We start from the raw sequence: 16429 nt of genomic DNA on the forward strand, positions 1-16429 counted from the left end.
TTTCAAGCGCGGCTCGGGTGTGTTGGTGGCAGCGGGCTGAGGTGTATTGTGACACGAAGTTTGTGGGGTAATGGTCATCGCCGGTCCAGTCCCGAAGCCATCCAGGGGCGAGCCGGACCGTCCCGGCCGACGCCGGCGCGACATCGGCCCGTGCAGCAACGGCGCGGGCCCTTTTCCGTCAGTGACGAGCGCCGTGCCGTGCCGCCTCACCATCCCGGCGAGCAATCAAATCACATGGACGGTCCGATCGGGATCGAACAGAGCCTTCGCGGCAACGGGCGAGACGTTCTTGCGCCGGCCCTGACACCACACGAGATGGAGGCCGAGCAGCACAGGCAATCCGAGATCGCTCGCATCCGCAACGAGATCATGAACATCGCGCGCGAGGTCGCCGACCTGCGGCGCCGCGAATCCGGCGACCTTGCCCGAAACGCCATGTCGGACCATGGCGGTCGTCCTGGCCGGAAACCCGCCGATCGCGAACAGCAAAAAGGTTCCGCGCTCGCAGCCCCGGTCCGCGCACCGGAATTGCACAACCAGCCGCAGGAGCAGCGGTCGTTGCCGCCGAACGGCAGGCGCCATCAGCTCGTCGAGCGGGCGCGTCGGAGTGCGCCCACCGGTAACGCCGACCCGGTAACCGGCAATGCGCCCACGCGTAAAAATCCTGCGCTGACAATCCGCGATGAGATCTTGCGATTTGCGCCGGCAAAACCAAAGCCCCTCTCCACGGAGACAACCAGCAAGCGCTGGCACGTTGGGATCAAGGCCGCGCTGCTCACGGGAGTGATGTTGGCAGGCACCGGCGTGATCACGCTGACGCTTTGGGGAGAGCTGCCGTGGCCGGCTCTCGAGCGCCAGAAGCTGATGCTCGCCGAAGCGACCTCGTCGGTGTTGACTGCAAAGGCAGTACGATTGCCACGCCCGCTGCTGGCTTCGGCCGGCGACCAGGCGATCACAACTTATCCGTTCGAGATTCCCGACACCTACGGTGTCTATGCCGTGACCGATGGACAATTGACACCGCTCGAACCTTTGTCGGTCCGCGTGCCAGATGCGCGAGTCGCCATTTCGAGTCCGATATCGAAGCCGGAGCCTGCGCCGCTCCCGAGTGGAAACCTGCAGTTCGCCGTCTATCACCGCGAACTGGCTACCAGCGTGCCGGAGAGCGCGTCAGTGCGCGTCGTCGCCAAGGTCATGCAAGCCACGACCTTCGTCGGTGGCAAACCGAAGCCGGTCCCGGTCGAGGATACCTGGGCGGTGCGCGGGGGCTCGATCGATCTGCGCATTGCGCCGGTTGCCGCCAACAAGGAGATGATCCTGATCCGGCCGGCCGATCCTGCCTTCACGCTGTCCCCGGGGCGATACGTCCTGATGTTCAGGAACCAGGCCTACGATTTCAGCGTGGCGGGAACGGTCAGCGACACCGCGCATTGCCTGGAGCGATCCGACCTCCAGGACCGGATCGTCTATTCCCAATGCCGGGAACTTCCGGCTTCCGCGAAACCCTAGCCCGACCTACGCTTTCCGACGCAGGGACGACGCACTCAGGCCGCTCGAGCCTGTCCGGCGCCGCTCCTGTGCCAGAACAGCAATCCGGCGGCGCCGCCGACCAGACAAACAAGCGTCACTGCCTGCTCCCCCGTACGAAGGCCACCTGCAATCGCGGCATAGGCCAGGAGGCCAAGACCGATCCAGAACAGCTTCTGCCACTGATAGCTGTCGTGCAATTTTGCGATCTGCCGGCGCTGGAACCAAATGTCCTTGGCCTCACGCGAAAATGGCAAGACCAGCCGCAATGCCGCGGGGACCACGCGCAGGCCGATCAGCAATACAACAAACCAGGCAAGCGAAATCCAGATCTGTTCCCCGCCGGATAGCGCACGGATGACCGGGGGTATGCAGAAGCCGAGCACCGCGCGGGAAATAGCGCTCCACGGTCCGCTGTCAAGCCTGACAAGAAACTGCTCGAGAATTTTCATGGGTATGCCTGCATCTAGGATCGAAAATTGGCCGGCGTTCGGCCTGAGCGCAAATCGCGCACCACGGAGAAAACGAGATGGAGAGGTGCGGTTACCCTGAAGAGGCCGACGGCAACAGCAAGATAGGCCACAAGGCATACCGTTCCGGAAGCGAAGATCCGCATCAACTGGGAGACGTCGGCGAGAAACTGCAGTTGAACCAGGAAGCCGGCGCCGACCGCGACCAGACCTGCAATCGTTTGCGGACCGACGGCCTGCAGGACATCCCGGCTTCGAATGCCGATCGGGTGGCCTGAATAGGCCAGAGCCGGCACGAACAGGCCGAACATCGCGATCGCGTAGGCGGCGGCAACACCGGTTACGCCGAACGGCAATCCGATCATAAGCGCCAAGAGCTGGACGATCGCGCTGTAGACGCCCCAGCGCATCCAGCGATCGGCGCGTCCGATCGCCACGTGAAGCCAGCCGAGCGTACGCTCGATGCTGTGGGGGATTCCCCTCACCGCAAAAATGCACAGCAAGGGACCAGCGGCCGCCCATTTCTGCCCGAGCAACAGCACCACAAAATCCTGACCGATAACCGCGAGAATCGCAAAGGCCGGCACGGAGAAGAAACTCAGCGTCGAGAGCGCGGTTTCCCAGGCCCGCTTCAGTCCGTCTACATCATTCCTGAGCTTGCTCAGGCTCGATACCGCAATGTTGTGGAGTGGCTCGGTGAGAATGCTGAGCACATTGCCATAGATCATAAAGGCATTCTGGAAGTAGCCGAGCGGGCCCGCTCCCTGAAAATAGCCGATCGCGATCCGATCAGCCGACCTCACGAGATAGTCTGTCATGGTGAAACCGGTGACGCCCAGTCCGAAGCCGGCCAGTTCCTTCGAATCCGGAGACAGCCGCGGCCGCCCGGGTACCCACCGGCAGCTCATCCAGACGGCGACGGTAGTCCAGCTCGTGGTCACGATCGGCTTCGCGACGAGGGACCAATACCCCCAGCCTCCAAGCGCAAGCGCCACGCTGACAATACTGCCGACCAGGTTCGCGGAGATATCGATCATTGCAATACGTTGAAACTGCATGGCGCGGCGCATCAGCGCCGAATGCTGCGTCGACATGCCGGTCAGGACGAACGTGATCGACAGCGCCAGCGCGATGCTGGTCAGCGACGGCTCGCCAAAGGAACGCGCGATTGCCTCGCTGCTGCCGATGAGCAGCAACGTCAGAACCAGGCTGATGGCGACATTCAGCCAGAACATCGTGCTGATCTCTGCCTGCGTAATTTGCGTCTTCTGCGTCGACGCATCGGCGGTGCCGAGATCGATCAGCATGGGCGCGAAGCCGACCAGCGCGAGCACCATGGCCACAAGGCCGAAGTCGTGCGGGCTAAGAAGGCGCGCAAGCAGGATAGTCGAGGCCAGCTGGACGAAGATGTTGACGCCGCGCGCAGCGATGAAGATCACGCCACTATGCAGTGACGCCCGGCCAAGGCCGGCAACGGCCTTGTTCTCCGCAAAATAATGCTCGGCGCCACGCTTCGAAGACACGAGGGTCTTTCCTTATGAATGGTCGCAGCCCGCTTCAGCCTGCTCGCCGGGAACCCGTTCCAGCCAGATTTCGCGCCAATACGGCGGGATCGCGCGCGGGCAAAACCTTCGGCAGTACGCATAGCGCGAGCCGCAGACGACGTCCTTGAGAATAATGGCGTCAGTCTTGAACCGAAGCATTTTGCCGTCCCGCTCATCGATGATCTGCTTGACGCGACACTCGACTTCGTACTCGCGTTCAGTAAACGGAACCATCTCGGAATCGAAGTAAAGACCGCGATTCCGGTAGTTGGAATCCAGCGTCTTCAGTATCTCGGCATGGGACTTGACGCGAACGCGCTCTCCCTCCTGCACGTCGAGCGTCGCCCGCGGCGTCGCCACGTCCTTGGGCACGCCGAACGGCCGCAACGGATACGGACTTCCCCCGATCACGCGCTGGAAGGTATCGTAGATCCAGCGCATGGGCGTTCCTATGCCGATCCCGGCCTCAGAGACAGTCCGCCACGCCGTGTAAAGAAGACCGACCGCCAGCCGCGCAAGGCTCACGTTTCCCGACGTGTAGTCCTCCAGGTATTGACGCAAGTCCCACGAGCTCTGCGGCTGCGTCGCGAACTTGATCTGGGTATTTTGGCACACATAGCGCGGCTCGGTCTCACCGGGCGGCGGCGCGATCCGGATGCTGGAATGCAGCACATCCTCCGTGCATCCGCCGCTGCCGGAGCGCACGCTGCGTGACGGTTCCGCGGCGGCCGTTACGGGCTCGATCCGCTTGAGCCAGGCTTCCTTCCAGAAGATCAGGCAAGCCGCCTGGCATCCGTCATGCGCTGCGCCATTGCAGCGGATATTGGACAGATGCACGGTGTTCGCCATCTTGCGGCCGCCGATTCCGATCGCGGGATCGCAGGTCTTGTGTGCCCGCTTGCCCACCATGATCCTTGCGCCGCAATACTTCAGCATCTCCGGCATGAAGGGCAGTTCATCAAGCCGCCCGTTTTCGTCGAGCGTGGCCAGGATTTCCTCGCGCGAACGCACCTGCACCCACTCGCCGGCGCGAAGACCGAGAGCCTCTTGATCCTTTGCTGCGGGCCGCGTCCGAAAGAGATTCAAGCCAAGTTCGAGCGGCATCGTTTTTGGGGAAAGAGCCTGCCGGGTCATATCAATGCCACCTTGCGTGCGAAGAAGGCTTCGGCGTAACGCTCCGGCGCACGGCATTCCATGCCCCTGATGCGAGCCAGCCCGCGAAACGTCTCGTCGTCGAACCACTGCTTTGAGCGCTGGCTGCCAAAATGAGCCATCAGGAGCTCGATCTTGCGCTCCAATGCGGCAACCGATACCGGCACATAGACATTCGGCTGGCCGATGTCGCCGTCCCATTTTGGAATTTCATATTCCAGGATCTGATGGTCGCGGAACGTGTTCCACGTCAGCTGGCAGACCTGGCGATGATCCTGGTGCGCATCGTCGCGCCGATGCGTCAGGATCAGGTCAGGGTCGATCCGCCCTTTCAGCGATTCGAACCACTGCTTGACCGCTTCGCCCTGCTCCGGAAAAAACCCATCGCGAAACGACTTGATCTCGATCTCCGCACTTGCAGCCTTGGCCAGAAAATCCATGGCGGACTTGCGGGCCTCGTCGTCGCGCACGCCGCCGCCGCTCAACACGCACCAATGCACGTCGAGCCTGACACCGCGCTCCATGAGGCCGAGCAGCGTAGCGCCTGCGCCGATTTCGATATCGTCCGAATGCGCACCCAGGCAGAGCACCGACAGACGGTCGCCCGGCCTCGCAAGTTGCAGCGCTCTCATCACGCGGCCTTGGCTGCCCGCGGCGATTGCACACGCCAGGGCATCTCACCCCGCTCCACCATGTCTTCCAGCAGCTGCCGGTCGCGCAACGTGTCCATCGCGCGCCAGAAACCTTCGTATCGGTAGGCCATGAGGTGGCCGCCCTCGATCAGACGACTGAATGGCTCAAGCACGAGCTCCTCGCCTTCCTTGATGAAGTCGAAGATCTCCTTGCGGAAGATGAAGAAGCCGCCATTGATCCAGATATCGGATTCCTGGCTGGAGCGGATCCGCCGGACCGATCCTTCCCCGTCGAACTCGGCGAGATGGAAACTGATCGGCGGATGGATGGCGATGAAGCAGGCGATCTTGCCGCTCTGCTTGAAGCGCTCGATCATCTCCGGCAGCGGCGCGTCAGTCAGCCCGTCGCTGTAATTGGCGAGGAAGATCTCCTCGTCCTCGACGAGATGTTTCACCGCCATCAGGCGCTCGCCGATATTACGCCACGTCCCGGTATCCACCAGCGAGACGCGCCAGTCCGGCGGCCGATGGCCAAGAATCTCGACCTTCTTGCCGAAATCAGAGATGACGCAGTCGCTGTTCGCTGTCTGCCGGTAGTTCAGGAAGTAATCCTTGATGACATTGGCCTTGTAACCAAGGCAGAGGATGAAGTCGTCATGGCCGTATTGGCTGTAGTACTGCATGACGTGACAAAGGATCGGCTGATGGCCGATCGGCACCATCGGTTTCGGAATGCTTTCCGAATATTCCCGAATTCGGGTTCCAAGCCCGCCGCAAAACAGAACGACTTTCATTTGCGTACACTCGTTTGGGCAGATTGCAACTGCGTCGAAACAGCCTGGCCGCCTGTCAAAAACAGCCAGCTCTCTCGGCCAGCATTGACCCAATAGATCGCACTGAATTCCACGAACGTCCATGGTTACGATCCGCATCGATCGAGTCAGTTCGGGTATACGGTAAATATTTACGATACGCTTTTAGCTAAATCGCGATGCGTTTGCGTTAATCACGGCGCGGTGATCGTTACCTTAAGCATACCGAAAATGCTTCATTGTAGCCGAGGCAAGGTCCTCGCTATACAGCACGCTGATCGCGGGAAGCGTGCGTTGAAAGTCAAACCCGGCCGGCGGACCGTTCCCCAGGATGGCCCGCAATGCTGTGATGGACTTGAAGTCATGCAATCAGTTCCGCTTAACACGTACGATCGTGGAGTTGCGTTGTGATTTTCACCGAAACCAAGCTCAAGGGCGCATTCATCATCGATCTCGAACGCCGCGAAGACTCGCGAGGCTTCTTTGCCCGGGCCTTCTGCCAGAACGAGTTCAAGGCGCATGGATTGAAACCCACCATCGCCCAGGCCAATCTCGCGTCCAATATCAGGAAGGGCACGCTGCGCGGCATGCACTTCCAGTACCCGCCGGCAGCCGAGACCAAGCTCGTTCGCTGCACGCGCGGCGCGATCCTCGACATCATCGTCGATCTGCGCCCCGAGAGCCCCACTTATCTGCAGCATGTGGCGGTGGAGTTGAACGAGGATAACCAGCGCGCTCTCTACGTTCCGGAGCGCTTCGCCCACGGCTATCAGGCGCTGCTCGACAAGACGGATACAAGCTATCAGGTTGGCGAGTTCTATACGCCGGAAGCGGAAGGCGGCCTGATGTACAACGATCCGCGCCTCAGGCTTACCTGGCCGCTGCCCGTCTCCGTGATTTCGGAGAAGGACCAGAAATTCTCCTTGCTCGACCAGATCGAGCCCGAACTGAAGCGCAGGATGGGCGTCGCCGTCGCCCAATATGCCTGATTGAACAAGATGCCCGGCAGCTGTTGCCGCCCCTCCCGATCGGAAGGACACGAGCGATGATATTGGTCGATACTGCTCTCAAAGAACGCGCCGAAAAGGGAAAGCCCATTCGGGTTGCGATCGTCGGCGCCGGCTTCATGTCCCAAGGCCTGACCAACCAGATTATGCACAGCACGCCCGGGATGCGTGTCGTCGGCGTTTCCAATCGCAACCCAAAGCGCGCGCTCGACGTACTTCGCTACGCCGGCTGCCAGGACGTTGTCATGGCTGGAACGCAGCGGCAGCTAAACGATGCCATCCTCGCGAACCGGCCGGTCGCGACCGATGATGCCTTGCTGCTGGCCCGCTCCGGGCTTGTCGATGTGGTGGTGGAGGCAACAGGCTCTGTCGAATTTGGCGCCCATGTCGTGCTGGAGGCATTCAAGCACGGCAAGGACGTTGTCCTGATGAACGCCGAGATCGATGCAACGATCGGTCCCATCCTTCAAGTCTACGCCAGGAAGTATGGTGTCATCATGTCGGCCTGCGACGGCGACGAGCCCGGCGTCCAGATGAACCTCTATCGCTGGGTCAAGGGGCTCGGGCTCATTCCCCGGGTTATCGGGAACGTCAAGGGCCTGCAGGATCCCTATCGCAACCCGACCACCCAAAAGGCCTTTGCGGAACGCTGGCAGCAGAACCCGGCCATGGTCACAAGCTTCGCCGATGGCACCAAGATCAGCTGCGAGCAGGCGATCGTCGCCAACGCCACGGGCTTCAAGGTCCGGTCGCGCGGCATGTCGCGGGGGCTCGAGTATCGCGGCGATATCATGCAGATCGGCAAGCTCTATGACATCGACGAGGTGCGTGAGCTCGGCGGCATCATCGACTATGTCGTGGGCACCCCGCTGACCAAGGTTTACGTGCTCGCCGAGCACCCGGATCCCAAGCAGCAGCACTATCTCAACCTCTACAAGATGGGCGAAGGGCCGCTTTACTCTTTCTTTGTTCCCTACCATCTCGTGCACTTCGAGGTGCCGAGTGCGATCGCCCGCGTGGCCTTGTTCCGCGATCCACTTGCGCCGCCGATCGCCGGCCCGGTGGTCGAGGTTTGCGCCGTCGCCAAGCGGGATCTGAAGGTTGGCGAGGTGCTCGACGATTACGGCATGTACATGACGTACGGCGAGGCTGCGAATGTTGATGAGATGAGTTCGCAGCAATATCTGCCCGAGGGCCTGGTCGAGGGCTGCAAGCTCAAGCGCGACGTAAGGAAGGACGCAGTGCTGACTTACCGCGACGTCGAGCTGCCGCCGGGCCGCCTGGCCGATCGCCTTCGCGCCGAGCAGTACAAGCACTTCCGCTCAGAGCGCTGGCTCGAAGAGATGATCAGCGTGCCTGCCTAGTCTGGCTGGCTGGGTATGGGACGAAAAAAGCGGAAACCGACAGGTTTCCGCTTTTAATTTGCCAGACCGGCGCCTTGGTGCGCTTACGCCTCGGCGAGCGCGCGATGACGCAGGTCATCGCCCAGGATCCCTTCAGAGAGGAGCTTGTTGATGTGCCCGATGCGCTGATATCGCGGCCCCTCGAACTCCTCCAGCGTCACGCCTGAGGCACGGTAGGCCTTGTAAAGCTGCTCGGCACCCTTCCTGGCATCCCATTGCGGCTTGAACGCCGGCAGCCGGCTGCGGATCTTCTCGAAGCTCACGCGATAGGAACGGGTATCCGGGCCCGCGCCTTCGGCGAGCTCGACCACGCATCCGGGAACGACCTCGGCAACGATCCTGGCGAGATCCCTGATCTGGTAGTTGTGGGCCGTCTGGCCGACGTTGAAGGCTTCGTTGAACACCGCGTCCACCGGCGCCTCAAGCGCCGCAATGAACGCCCGCGAAATATCCTCAATGTGGACAATAGGACGCCACGGGGTCCCGTCGGACTTCAGGTGGATCTTCCCGGTCGTCACAGCCCAAGCCACGAGGTTGTTCAGGACGATGTCGAACCGCAGTCGCGGCGACACGCCATACGCGGTCGCGGGCCGCAGATAGACCGGGCAGAAGCCGTCGCCGGCAATTCGCGCAATGCTTCGCTCCGAATTGACCTTGGACTCGCCATAAGCCGTCACCGGATTGAGCGCACCGGTCTCGTCGATCATGCCCTCTCCGGCCTTGCCGTAATTGCTGCACGAGGAAGCGAACAGGAAGCGCTTGACGCCCGCTTTCTTGGCGAGCTCCGCGATGCGCACGCTGGCGCGATGGTTGATATCGTCGGTCAGGCCGGCGCGGAGATTGCCGAGCGGATCGTTGGAGAGGGCGGCAAGATGGATGACCGCATCGATGCCCTTCAGATCGGCAAGCTGGACGTCGCGGGTATCCTTCAGGATGCTCGGAACGTCGGTGATAACGCCCCCCTGCGCGAACGTGCAGCGCTCGTACAGATCGCTGTCGAGGCCAATCACCTCGTGCCCCGCCTTGAGCAGCATCGGCGTCATGACCGAGCCGATGTAGCCGAGATGTCCAGTCAGCAAAACACGCATTGTTCAACACCCTGTTGGTTTGGTCTCGATTTTGAATACCAGTTTACAGGATGTTCCACCGGCGATTCACGCCTTCGATGAAACCGTAGTTAACCGGACCTCGAATCCGGAGCACCGTAACGGCCGATATTAGGGTTACGATCGAATCGCGCAGCGCCGGACGGCAGCTAACAGGCGCAACGGCGGACCTGGCTTGGCGCGTTACCCGATCGTTACTGTACCGTTGCCGGCACGCGGCGCGAAGCCGAGATGCCTCTCATCAGCGCCCGCGGAATTCGTCGAATGGTGTGCTGAACCCTGTAATGCGCCGTCGAGCGCGTAACATCGAAGCGGTTCGCCAGCTCCCCTCCGAATGCGACCATGAAGCGGTATCTGGCGTCGTTTGCAATGCCGCCGTCGAAATCGAACCAGCGGCCCAGCGAATGGGCGAGCTCAATGCCGGCCCACAGCAAAAGGCTGACCGCGCCGGGATGGGCAACATGCCTGTCGCGGGTCGAGAGGAAATAGTGGACGTACTTGTCGTCCCAGATGAAGAACACCTTGGCATGCGCGACGCCGTTGGAATCGACCGCTGCCAGGATCCTGCACTGCCCGCGGGCGCTGGCTGCCGCAAAGGCTGGAGTCAGCAGGGAGAGATCGAAATAGGATTCCGCACCGTCGAGATTTGCCCCATAGAACCTGGCGAACCGGCTCGCATCGCCGATTTCGCGGATCGTCAGCCGCTCGCGGGCACGACGGATGATGTTCTTGGTCTTGTCGCGCAAACCCGCCCACAACACGTCGATGGGCTGGCTCTTGCAATCCAGCAGGAACGTCGGATGCACCCTGACATCGTAGCCCGCTGCCAGAAACGGCGCGAGATCGCCAAAGCCGACGTCGAGCGTCATTTCGACATGATCGTGGCCGTCAATCTGCTTGAGCAGCTCGGCGATGATCGAATGAGTGGAACGGATTCGTGCCTCGGTCTTGCCGGGTTGCGGCGCCACGATCGGTCCGAGAAAGCGCGTGATCTGCGGCATCTCGCAGATCCTGGCATTGCCTTCGCTGCGTTCGACGAAACGCAGTGAACCCGCTACCCGACCACCACGATGACACGTCACCTCGCGCCACCGCCCAGGCGCAAGTGCATCAAGCCACCAGTCTTCGTGGAAGATGGATTTCCGCATCAGATCGCGCACCGTCCCGGTTCACCAGCGTGAAGCAGAGAAATCTCGACGCGCCCATGCCGCGTTCTGGCGAACGGGTCGACCGCGGCGAGGCTGCAGCGGCGGTCTTGCAGACGACCCGCACAGCCGCCGAACAAGACGGACTTTCCCCAAGCTTCCATTGATGGGCCCCAGGCAATTTCGTGTTGTTGTCTTGTCGAACGCGAGCTCCTTCATAGCTCGCTCATATTCCGCTGTTCACGCGACGCATCGACGCAAGCCGCACTCTTGGGTGTGCAAAGTGCCCTTAACAACTACTTTACTTCGTTAGGATTAACGACGCCGACTTGATTGATCGGGAACTGAAATGAGCGCGTGAGGCGTTCGGGGTTCACGGTTGGGTAAACGGAGTTCCCGCGTCGTAGCGCGCCTTGGCCGGTAGCGTGTGCAGCGTGGTTGTGCCTGCCGGATCGACCCACGGCCACGCATAGCCGCGTCCGGCATCGAAGAATGCAGGCTTGCTCGTCAGATACAAGGAATCCGGCAACGTGCGGCTCGCAATCGACGGATCCCACTTCACAGTCATGGTGAGATAGTCGAAGTTGCCATGCCGAAGCGTGGTTGCGGATACTTTGGCATCGGTCGGATAGGGTGTGACCGCATCCCATCCCAGCATCCAGACGGCCGGCTTGCCGTCGGCGAAGCTTCCCTCGTAAACCCAGCCATCCATCTTTCCGTCCGCGCCAAGCACGTTTCCGACGAAGGACATCCAGTAGGAATAGGCCATGAGGCCGGCGCACCGCTGCGGTCCATTGCGCGCTTGTACGGCGTCGTCGATTCGACCACCCGCCTGGTTGTCGAACGGGCTGCGGATGCCCCGCAGCTGATTGCGGAAGAAGGTGAGATATATGCTGTTGCCGTGGGTATTGTCGCTGTCGGCGTTGTGGCCGTAGTTGCCTTCGAAGAGAACGTGATGCGGCCCCACCATGTGGCTGGCATTGAGCCCGGTTTCGATCCAGTAACCCTGGGTGTTGATGTAACTCATGTCCATGTAGTTGTAGCCAACCACCGAGCCGGCGCCCGCGGATCGCACTGCCATCACCTTGTTGGCGCGGACTGCGATGCCGTTCTCGATGAGAACTTCGGACGATCCGGCCGACAGGCTCATGGCATAGCCGCCGCCGCCAGGCTGCGCCCATGCAGCGTCGTGCACATAGAATTCGCGGAGTTCGATGCGGAAGGAAGCATGGATCGCAAAGCCTTCACCGTGCCACACCGTGCTCTCGACGTTTCTCGCCCACGACTTAGCCGCCCAGTTGAAGCGGAGATTGCCGGCGTCGCCGCCGGTCAGCGTCAGGTCCTCGACGCCGGCATTCATCACATGGGACTGCGCGTAGCGGGACAACTGCGCGGCGTTACCGGTGCGGTATGTGATATGGATCGGCGTCGTGAATGTGACGGTGGAGCCGAAAACAGAGGCAACTTCCTTGATCTCCGCCGTCGGCCTGTCCAGTCTCGAGAACCAGGAGCCGGCGCTGCGCGGCGTAGTCGAAAGCGCCTCAGGCGCAAAATCGTCGACGAACTGGACGGCGGGATCGTGCTTCTGCCACACCACGCGCCAGTCAGCGGAAGCCCAGATCTTTCCGCGCCCCTGCGGATCCTTCTGCCATGCGGCCCCCGAGGACTCGTCGAGCAGGACGACCTGGCCCGGCGCAAAGCCGGCAGTGTCCGCCACCCTGACGGAGTATTCGCCCTTCACCGCATCCGCGGCCAGCGCGACGGAGCCGATCGTATTTGTGCTGTCGCCGGTTGATGAAAACAGCGAAGCACCCACAACGACGAGCGGAGAGGGCTTGGCGCTGACGGCAGACTGGAACGGCTTGGCGCCGTTGGTCTTGGCGATGATGGTCCGGCCCGGCCCAGCGCCGCGCAGCGTGATCCCCTTGTTGACGCGCAGATAATGGCCATCATTGATGATGAAGGTGCCGGCCGAGAGCTGTACCACCTGACCTGTCGGGCAAGCGTTGATGGCGGCCTGAATCCTAGCGGTATCATCCGTCGTTCCGCCGTTCGGGTTCAACGCGGAGCAAACAGTCTGGTGGGCCGGGATACCGCCGGCTCCCATCATTCCCGGCTGCCATCTGGTCGAACGGTCCTGCGGCAGGAAGCTGCTTGAGTCGATTGCCGCTGCAGGCGGGACGGCATCCTTCCCGGCTGCGGCAACGAGGCCGGGACCGCACACGGCTGCGATCACGGCTGCAATCGCAGCGGTGAAGCCATGGACGAAGAACGGACGCGGCGTGACTGTCGCGTTCACGTGGCGGGCTCCCATACGCATGACAAGCCGGGCCATATCCGGCCGCTGTCAGGTAAGCCTGATATGACATTGCTGCATGTGCATCCACAGCGGAAGCTCGGCTTAACATTAACTTGCGAAGCCGCCTGATGTGGCACGCCCGGCATGATACCTGCTGAACACGCCTAGTCGCGCCGGAGAACCAGGCCACCATGACCCAGAAGAGGACAGCAAAGTCTAAACTGGCGCACAGGCCGTGCAAGTGATGTCCATTTATGAAACATGAACCCAATTTTGCGTTGACCGATTCTCCGACGGTCGCGGATGGCGAACTTCCCGCTGCGGGAAAATCACGACGCTATTTGCTCGTTTCGCCCTGCCGGGACGAGGCGAAGTACCTCCGTCGCACGCTCGATAGCGTGGCGCTGCAATCGGTGCCGCCGATGCTCTGGGTGGTCGTGGACGACGGATCGACCGACGAGACGGCGGCGATCCTAGAGGAATATTCCAGGCGCCTGCCCTACCTGCGCGTGATAAGGCGCGACGACCGGGGCGGCCGACAGGTCGGGCCCGGCGTCATCGAAGCCTTCTATGCCGGCCTGAATGAAGTGCACCTCGAGGACTTCGACTACCTGTGCAAGCTCGACATGGATCTCGACCTGCCGATCCGCTACTTTGAGGTCCTGATGGAGCGGATGGAAAGCAATCCCCGGATCGGGACCACGTCCGGGAAGCCGTGGTTCGTGCATCCGAAGACCGGAGCGCTGGTGCCCGAAATCTGCGGCGACGAAATGTCCGTGGGCATGACCAAGTTCTACCGGGTCGCCTGCTTCAGGGAAATCGGCGGCTTCGTGCGCCAGGTGATGTGGGACGGCATTGATTGCCACAGGGCCCGCATGCTGGGCTGGATCGCCGAGAGTGTCGATCTTGAACCCATTCGCTTCGTGCATCTTCGTCCGCAGGGCGCCAGCCACAAGGGCATCTGGACCGGCAGACTTCGCGCCGGGTTCGGCCAGTACTTCATGGGCACCTCGCCGCTCTACTACCTGGCTGTGGCGATCTCCCGCCTCCCAGCGCACCCGGCGCTGATCGGTAGCGTTGCGATGTTGTGGGGCTACCTGCGAAGCTGGCTCAAGGGCCTGCCGCGCTACGACGATCGGGAATTCAGGCGCTTCCTGCGTTCCTACCAGCATGCCTGCCTGCGCCTCGGCAAGCAGGCCGCCACCGCGCGCTTCGAAGATCAGCAGGCGCCTCTCTGGCATGAGCGCCATCCGGGACACGACAAGGACGCCACGAGAAGCGGGCGGCGCGCCGAGCTGCTCGGCCTCCAGTTCGACACCGTGACCATCGACGAGGCTGTGGCGCGATGCCTCAAGCTGTGCAAGGAGCCGGATTCCAATACTGTCATCACCGCAAACTCCTCGCATCTCTGCATGATGCGCCACGATCCGGAGCTGGCATCGGCCTGCCGGGCGGGCCGCCTCATCCTGGCCGACGGCATGTCGGTGGTCTGGGCCCTTCGGGCCTCGGGCCAGCCGGTGCCGGAGCGCGTGGCCGGCGTGGACCTGATGGCGCATCTGTTGTCGGCGGCCGGTGAACACGGGTTGCGGGTTTATTTCCTCGGCGCAAGGCACGAGGTGGTTTCGACGCTGGTCCAGCGTTGCCTGGTGCAACATCCCGGCATCGAGATCGCCGGCTTCCGTGACGGCTATTTCGGACCGAACGACCATTCGCGCGTCATCGAGGAAATCCACGCCAGCAAGGCTCACATGCTGTTCGTCGGCATGCCCACACCGTTCAAGGAGACGTGGGTCGAGCGCCATCGCGAGCAGCTCAGGGTACCGGTGATCGTCGGGGTGGGCGGCAGCTTCGATGTGCTGGCCGGCTTCATCAAGCGCGCCCCGCATTGGGTGCAGATGGCGGGCATGGAGTGGTTCTGGCGGCTCATGATGGAGCCGCGCAAGCTGTGGAAGCGCTACCTTACCAACAACAGCGAATTCAGCTGGCTCGCCGGCCTTGAAGTCATCGCGCGTCGCCTGGGGCGGCCGCCGATCGGGCAAAGCTGGAAGCGACGCGGGGAGACGCCATGACCGGCAAGCGCAACATTCTGGTTTTCATGGGCACGCGGCCCGAGGCCGTGAAGCTGGCTCCCGTAGTGGCCGCATTGCGCGACGCAAGTGACTTTCGCTGCACTGTCGTGGCAACCGGCCAGCACAAGGAGATGTTTCGACAGGTCGCCGACACATTTGGCTTCGCTGTCGACGCCGACCTCGACGTAATGCGTCCGAACCAGACGCTTGCAGGACTGACCGCGAGGCTCCTCGACGGCATCGACGGGTGGCTGGAAACGGCGAAGCCCGACATGGCGCTGGTGCAGGGCGACACGACCACCGTGCTCGCTGCCTCGCTGGCCTGCTTCTACCGGCGTATCCCGATCGGCCACGTCGAGGCGGGCTTGCGCACCGGCAACATCCGGTCGCCATTTCCCGAGGAAGCAAACCGCAAGCTGGCCACCCCTCTGGTGGCGCTTCACTTCGCGCCGACCGAAGCTGCGCGCACGGCATTGCTCCGCGAGGGCGTTGCCGACGAGACGATTTCGGTCACCGGAAACACCGTGATCGACGCCCTGCGCATCGAGGTCGCACGCCAGGTCGACGATTCCGTTCTTCGTGCTGGGATCGACGGCGATCTCGGTAAATTACTGGGCGCCGACTGGGCACAATGGCCCACCGTCCTGATCACCGGCCACCGCCGCGAAAATTTCGGCGAAGGTGTCGAGCAGATCTGCCAGGCGATTGCGACACTGGTCGCAAGATTCCCCGACCATCGCTTTGTCTACCCGGTTCACCTCAATCCCAACGTATTGACGCACGTCAACCGACTGCTCGGCGGGCTACCGAATGTCCGGCTCATCGCGCCGCAGAACTACCGCAACTTCGTCGCCCTGATGGCGCGTTGCCGGCTGGTGCTGACCGACTCGGGCGGCGTCCAGGAAGAAGCGCCCTCGCTCGGCAAGCCGGTCCTCGTCATGCGCGACACCACCGAGCGCCCCGAGGGCGTCGCGGCGGGCACTGCGCTTTTGACCGGACCCAATGCTCCCGCCATCGTGGAACATGCGGCCCGGCTGCTCGCCGACGAAGCCGCCTATCGGTCGATGGCGACCGCCAAAAACCCCTATGGCGACGGCTACGCCGCCGAGCGCATCGTGCAGCGGATCCGCAGCTACTTCTCGACGGATGCAGTCGCCACTCCCGCCTCGCCTGCGCTACAGCCTGAACTGAAAGAGTTGGCCAGGATCTCGAGCTGACGCGCTTGCGTCGGCCGGACGAACTTCAGCTTGACGCCGGCGGCAT

At 62.2% G+C, this 16429-nt stretch carries 13 protein-coding genes; 5 read left to right on the forward strand and 8 right to left on the reverse strand.

From position 1 onward, the window contains the following. Positions 1-234: 234 nt before the first annotated feature. Positions 235-1509, forward strand: a complete 1275-nt coding sequence (locus HZB49_RS12300; RefSeq protein ID WP_291611618.1) for a hypothetical protein — start codon at positions 235-237, stop codon at positions 1507-1509. Between the two features lie 35 nt (positions 1510-1544). Here HZB49_RS12300 and HZB49_RS12305 read toward each other — a convergent pair whose 3' ends face one another. The 5 genes from HZB49_RS12305 to HZB49_RS12325 form a co-directional block, all read right to left on the reverse strand. Further along, entirely contained in the window at positions 1545-1979 is a 435-nt protein-coding gene (locus tag HZB49_RS12305; protein WP_291611620.1) for a hypothetical protein, read from the reverse strand. A gap of 14 nt (positions 1980-1993) precedes the next feature. Beyond that, the gene (locus HZB49_RS12310) at positions 1994-3436 is read right to left on the reverse strand and encodes a lipopolysaccharide biosynthesis protein (RefSeq protein ID WP_291611622.1); all 1443 of its coding nucleotides are present in this window, start codon (positions 3434-3436) and stop codon (positions 1994-1996) included. Positions 3437-3532: 96 nt separating this feature from the next. Further along, entirely contained in the window at positions 3533-4675 is a 1143-nt protein-coding gene (locus HZB49_RS12315; protein WP_291611623.1) for a hypothetical protein, read from the reverse strand. Then, positions 4672-5325, reverse strand: a complete 654-nt coding sequence (locus HZB49_RS12320) for a PIG-L deacetylase family protein (RefSeq protein ID WP_291611625.1) — start codon at positions 5323-5325, stop codon at positions 4672-4674. Before HZB49_RS12320 ends, HZB49_RS12315 begins: the two co-directional genes overlap by 4 nt. Continuing rightward, the gene (locus tag HZB49_RS12325; RefSeq protein ID WP_291611627.1) at positions 5325-6119 is read right to left on the reverse strand and encodes a glucose-1-phosphate cytidylyltransferase; all 795 of its coding nucleotides are present in this window, start codon (positions 6117-6119) and stop codon (positions 5325-5327) included. The genes HZB49_RS12320 and HZB49_RS12325 overlap by 1 nt, the downstream gene beginning before the upstream one ends. A gap of 425 nt (positions 6120-6544) precedes the next feature. On the opposite strand from HZB49_RS12325, the gene rfbC reads away from it, so the two are divergent. Together rfbC and HZB49_RS12335 are read left to right on the forward strand one after the other, a co-directional pair. Then, entirely contained in the window at positions 6545-7126 is a 582-nt protein-coding gene (gene rfbC, locus HZB49_RS12330; protein ID WP_291611629.1) for a dTDP-4-dehydrorhamnose 3,5-epimerase, read from the forward strand. Between the two features lie 56 nt (positions 7127-7182). After that, the gene (locus HZB49_RS12335; protein ID WP_291611631.1) at positions 7183-8508 is read left to right on the forward strand and encodes a Gfo/Idh/MocA family oxidoreductase; all 1326 of its coding nucleotides are present in this window, start codon (positions 7183-7185) and stop codon (positions 8506-8508) included. Between the two features lie 83 nt (positions 8509-8591). On the opposite strand, the gene HZB49_RS12340 is transcribed toward HZB49_RS12335, so the two are convergent. The 3 genes from HZB49_RS12340 to HZB49_RS12350 form a co-directional block, all read right to left on the reverse strand. Further along, entirely contained in the window at positions 8592-9635 is a 1044-nt protein-coding gene (locus HZB49_RS12340; protein WP_291611633.1) for an NAD(P)-dependent oxidoreductase, read from the reverse strand. 212 nt (positions 9636-9847) lie between these two features. Beyond that, the gene (locus HZB49_RS12345; RefSeq protein ID WP_291611635.1) at positions 9848-10654 is read right to left on the reverse strand and encodes a GNAT family N-acetyltransferase; all 807 of its coding nucleotides are present in this window, start codon (positions 10652-10654) and stop codon (positions 9848-9850) included. Positions 10655-11171: 517 nt separating this feature from the next. After that, complete coding sequence (locus HZB49_RS12350) at positions 11172-13097, reverse strand: glycosyl hydrolase family 28-related protein (RefSeq protein ID WP_291611637.1); 1926 nt, start codon at positions 13095-13097, stop codon at positions 11172-11174. 341 nt (positions 13098-13438) lie between these two features. On the opposite strand from HZB49_RS12350, the gene HZB49_RS12355 reads away from it, so the two are divergent. Beyond that, positions 13439-15166 carry a WecB/TagA/CpsF family glycosyltransferase gene (locus tag HZB49_RS12355; protein ID WP_291611639.1) on the forward strand — a complete coding sequence of 576 codons (1728 nt, stop codon included), beginning with the start codon at positions 13439-13441 and terminating at the stop codon, positions 15164-15166. Beyond that, entirely contained in the window at positions 15163-16383 is a 1221-nt protein-coding gene (wecB, locus tag HZB49_RS12360; protein WP_291611641.1) for a UDP-N-acetylglucosamine 2-epimerase (non-hydrolyzing), read from the forward strand. Before HZB49_RS12355 ends, wecB begins: the two co-directional genes overlap by 4 nt. Positions 16384-16429 lie beyond the last annotated feature (46 nt).

Source organism: Bradyrhizobium sp. (genome assembly GCF_016219575.1).
Taxonomy (GTDB): Bacteria; Pseudomonadota; Alphaproteobacteria; order Rhizobiales; family Xanthobacteraceae; genus Bradyrhizobium.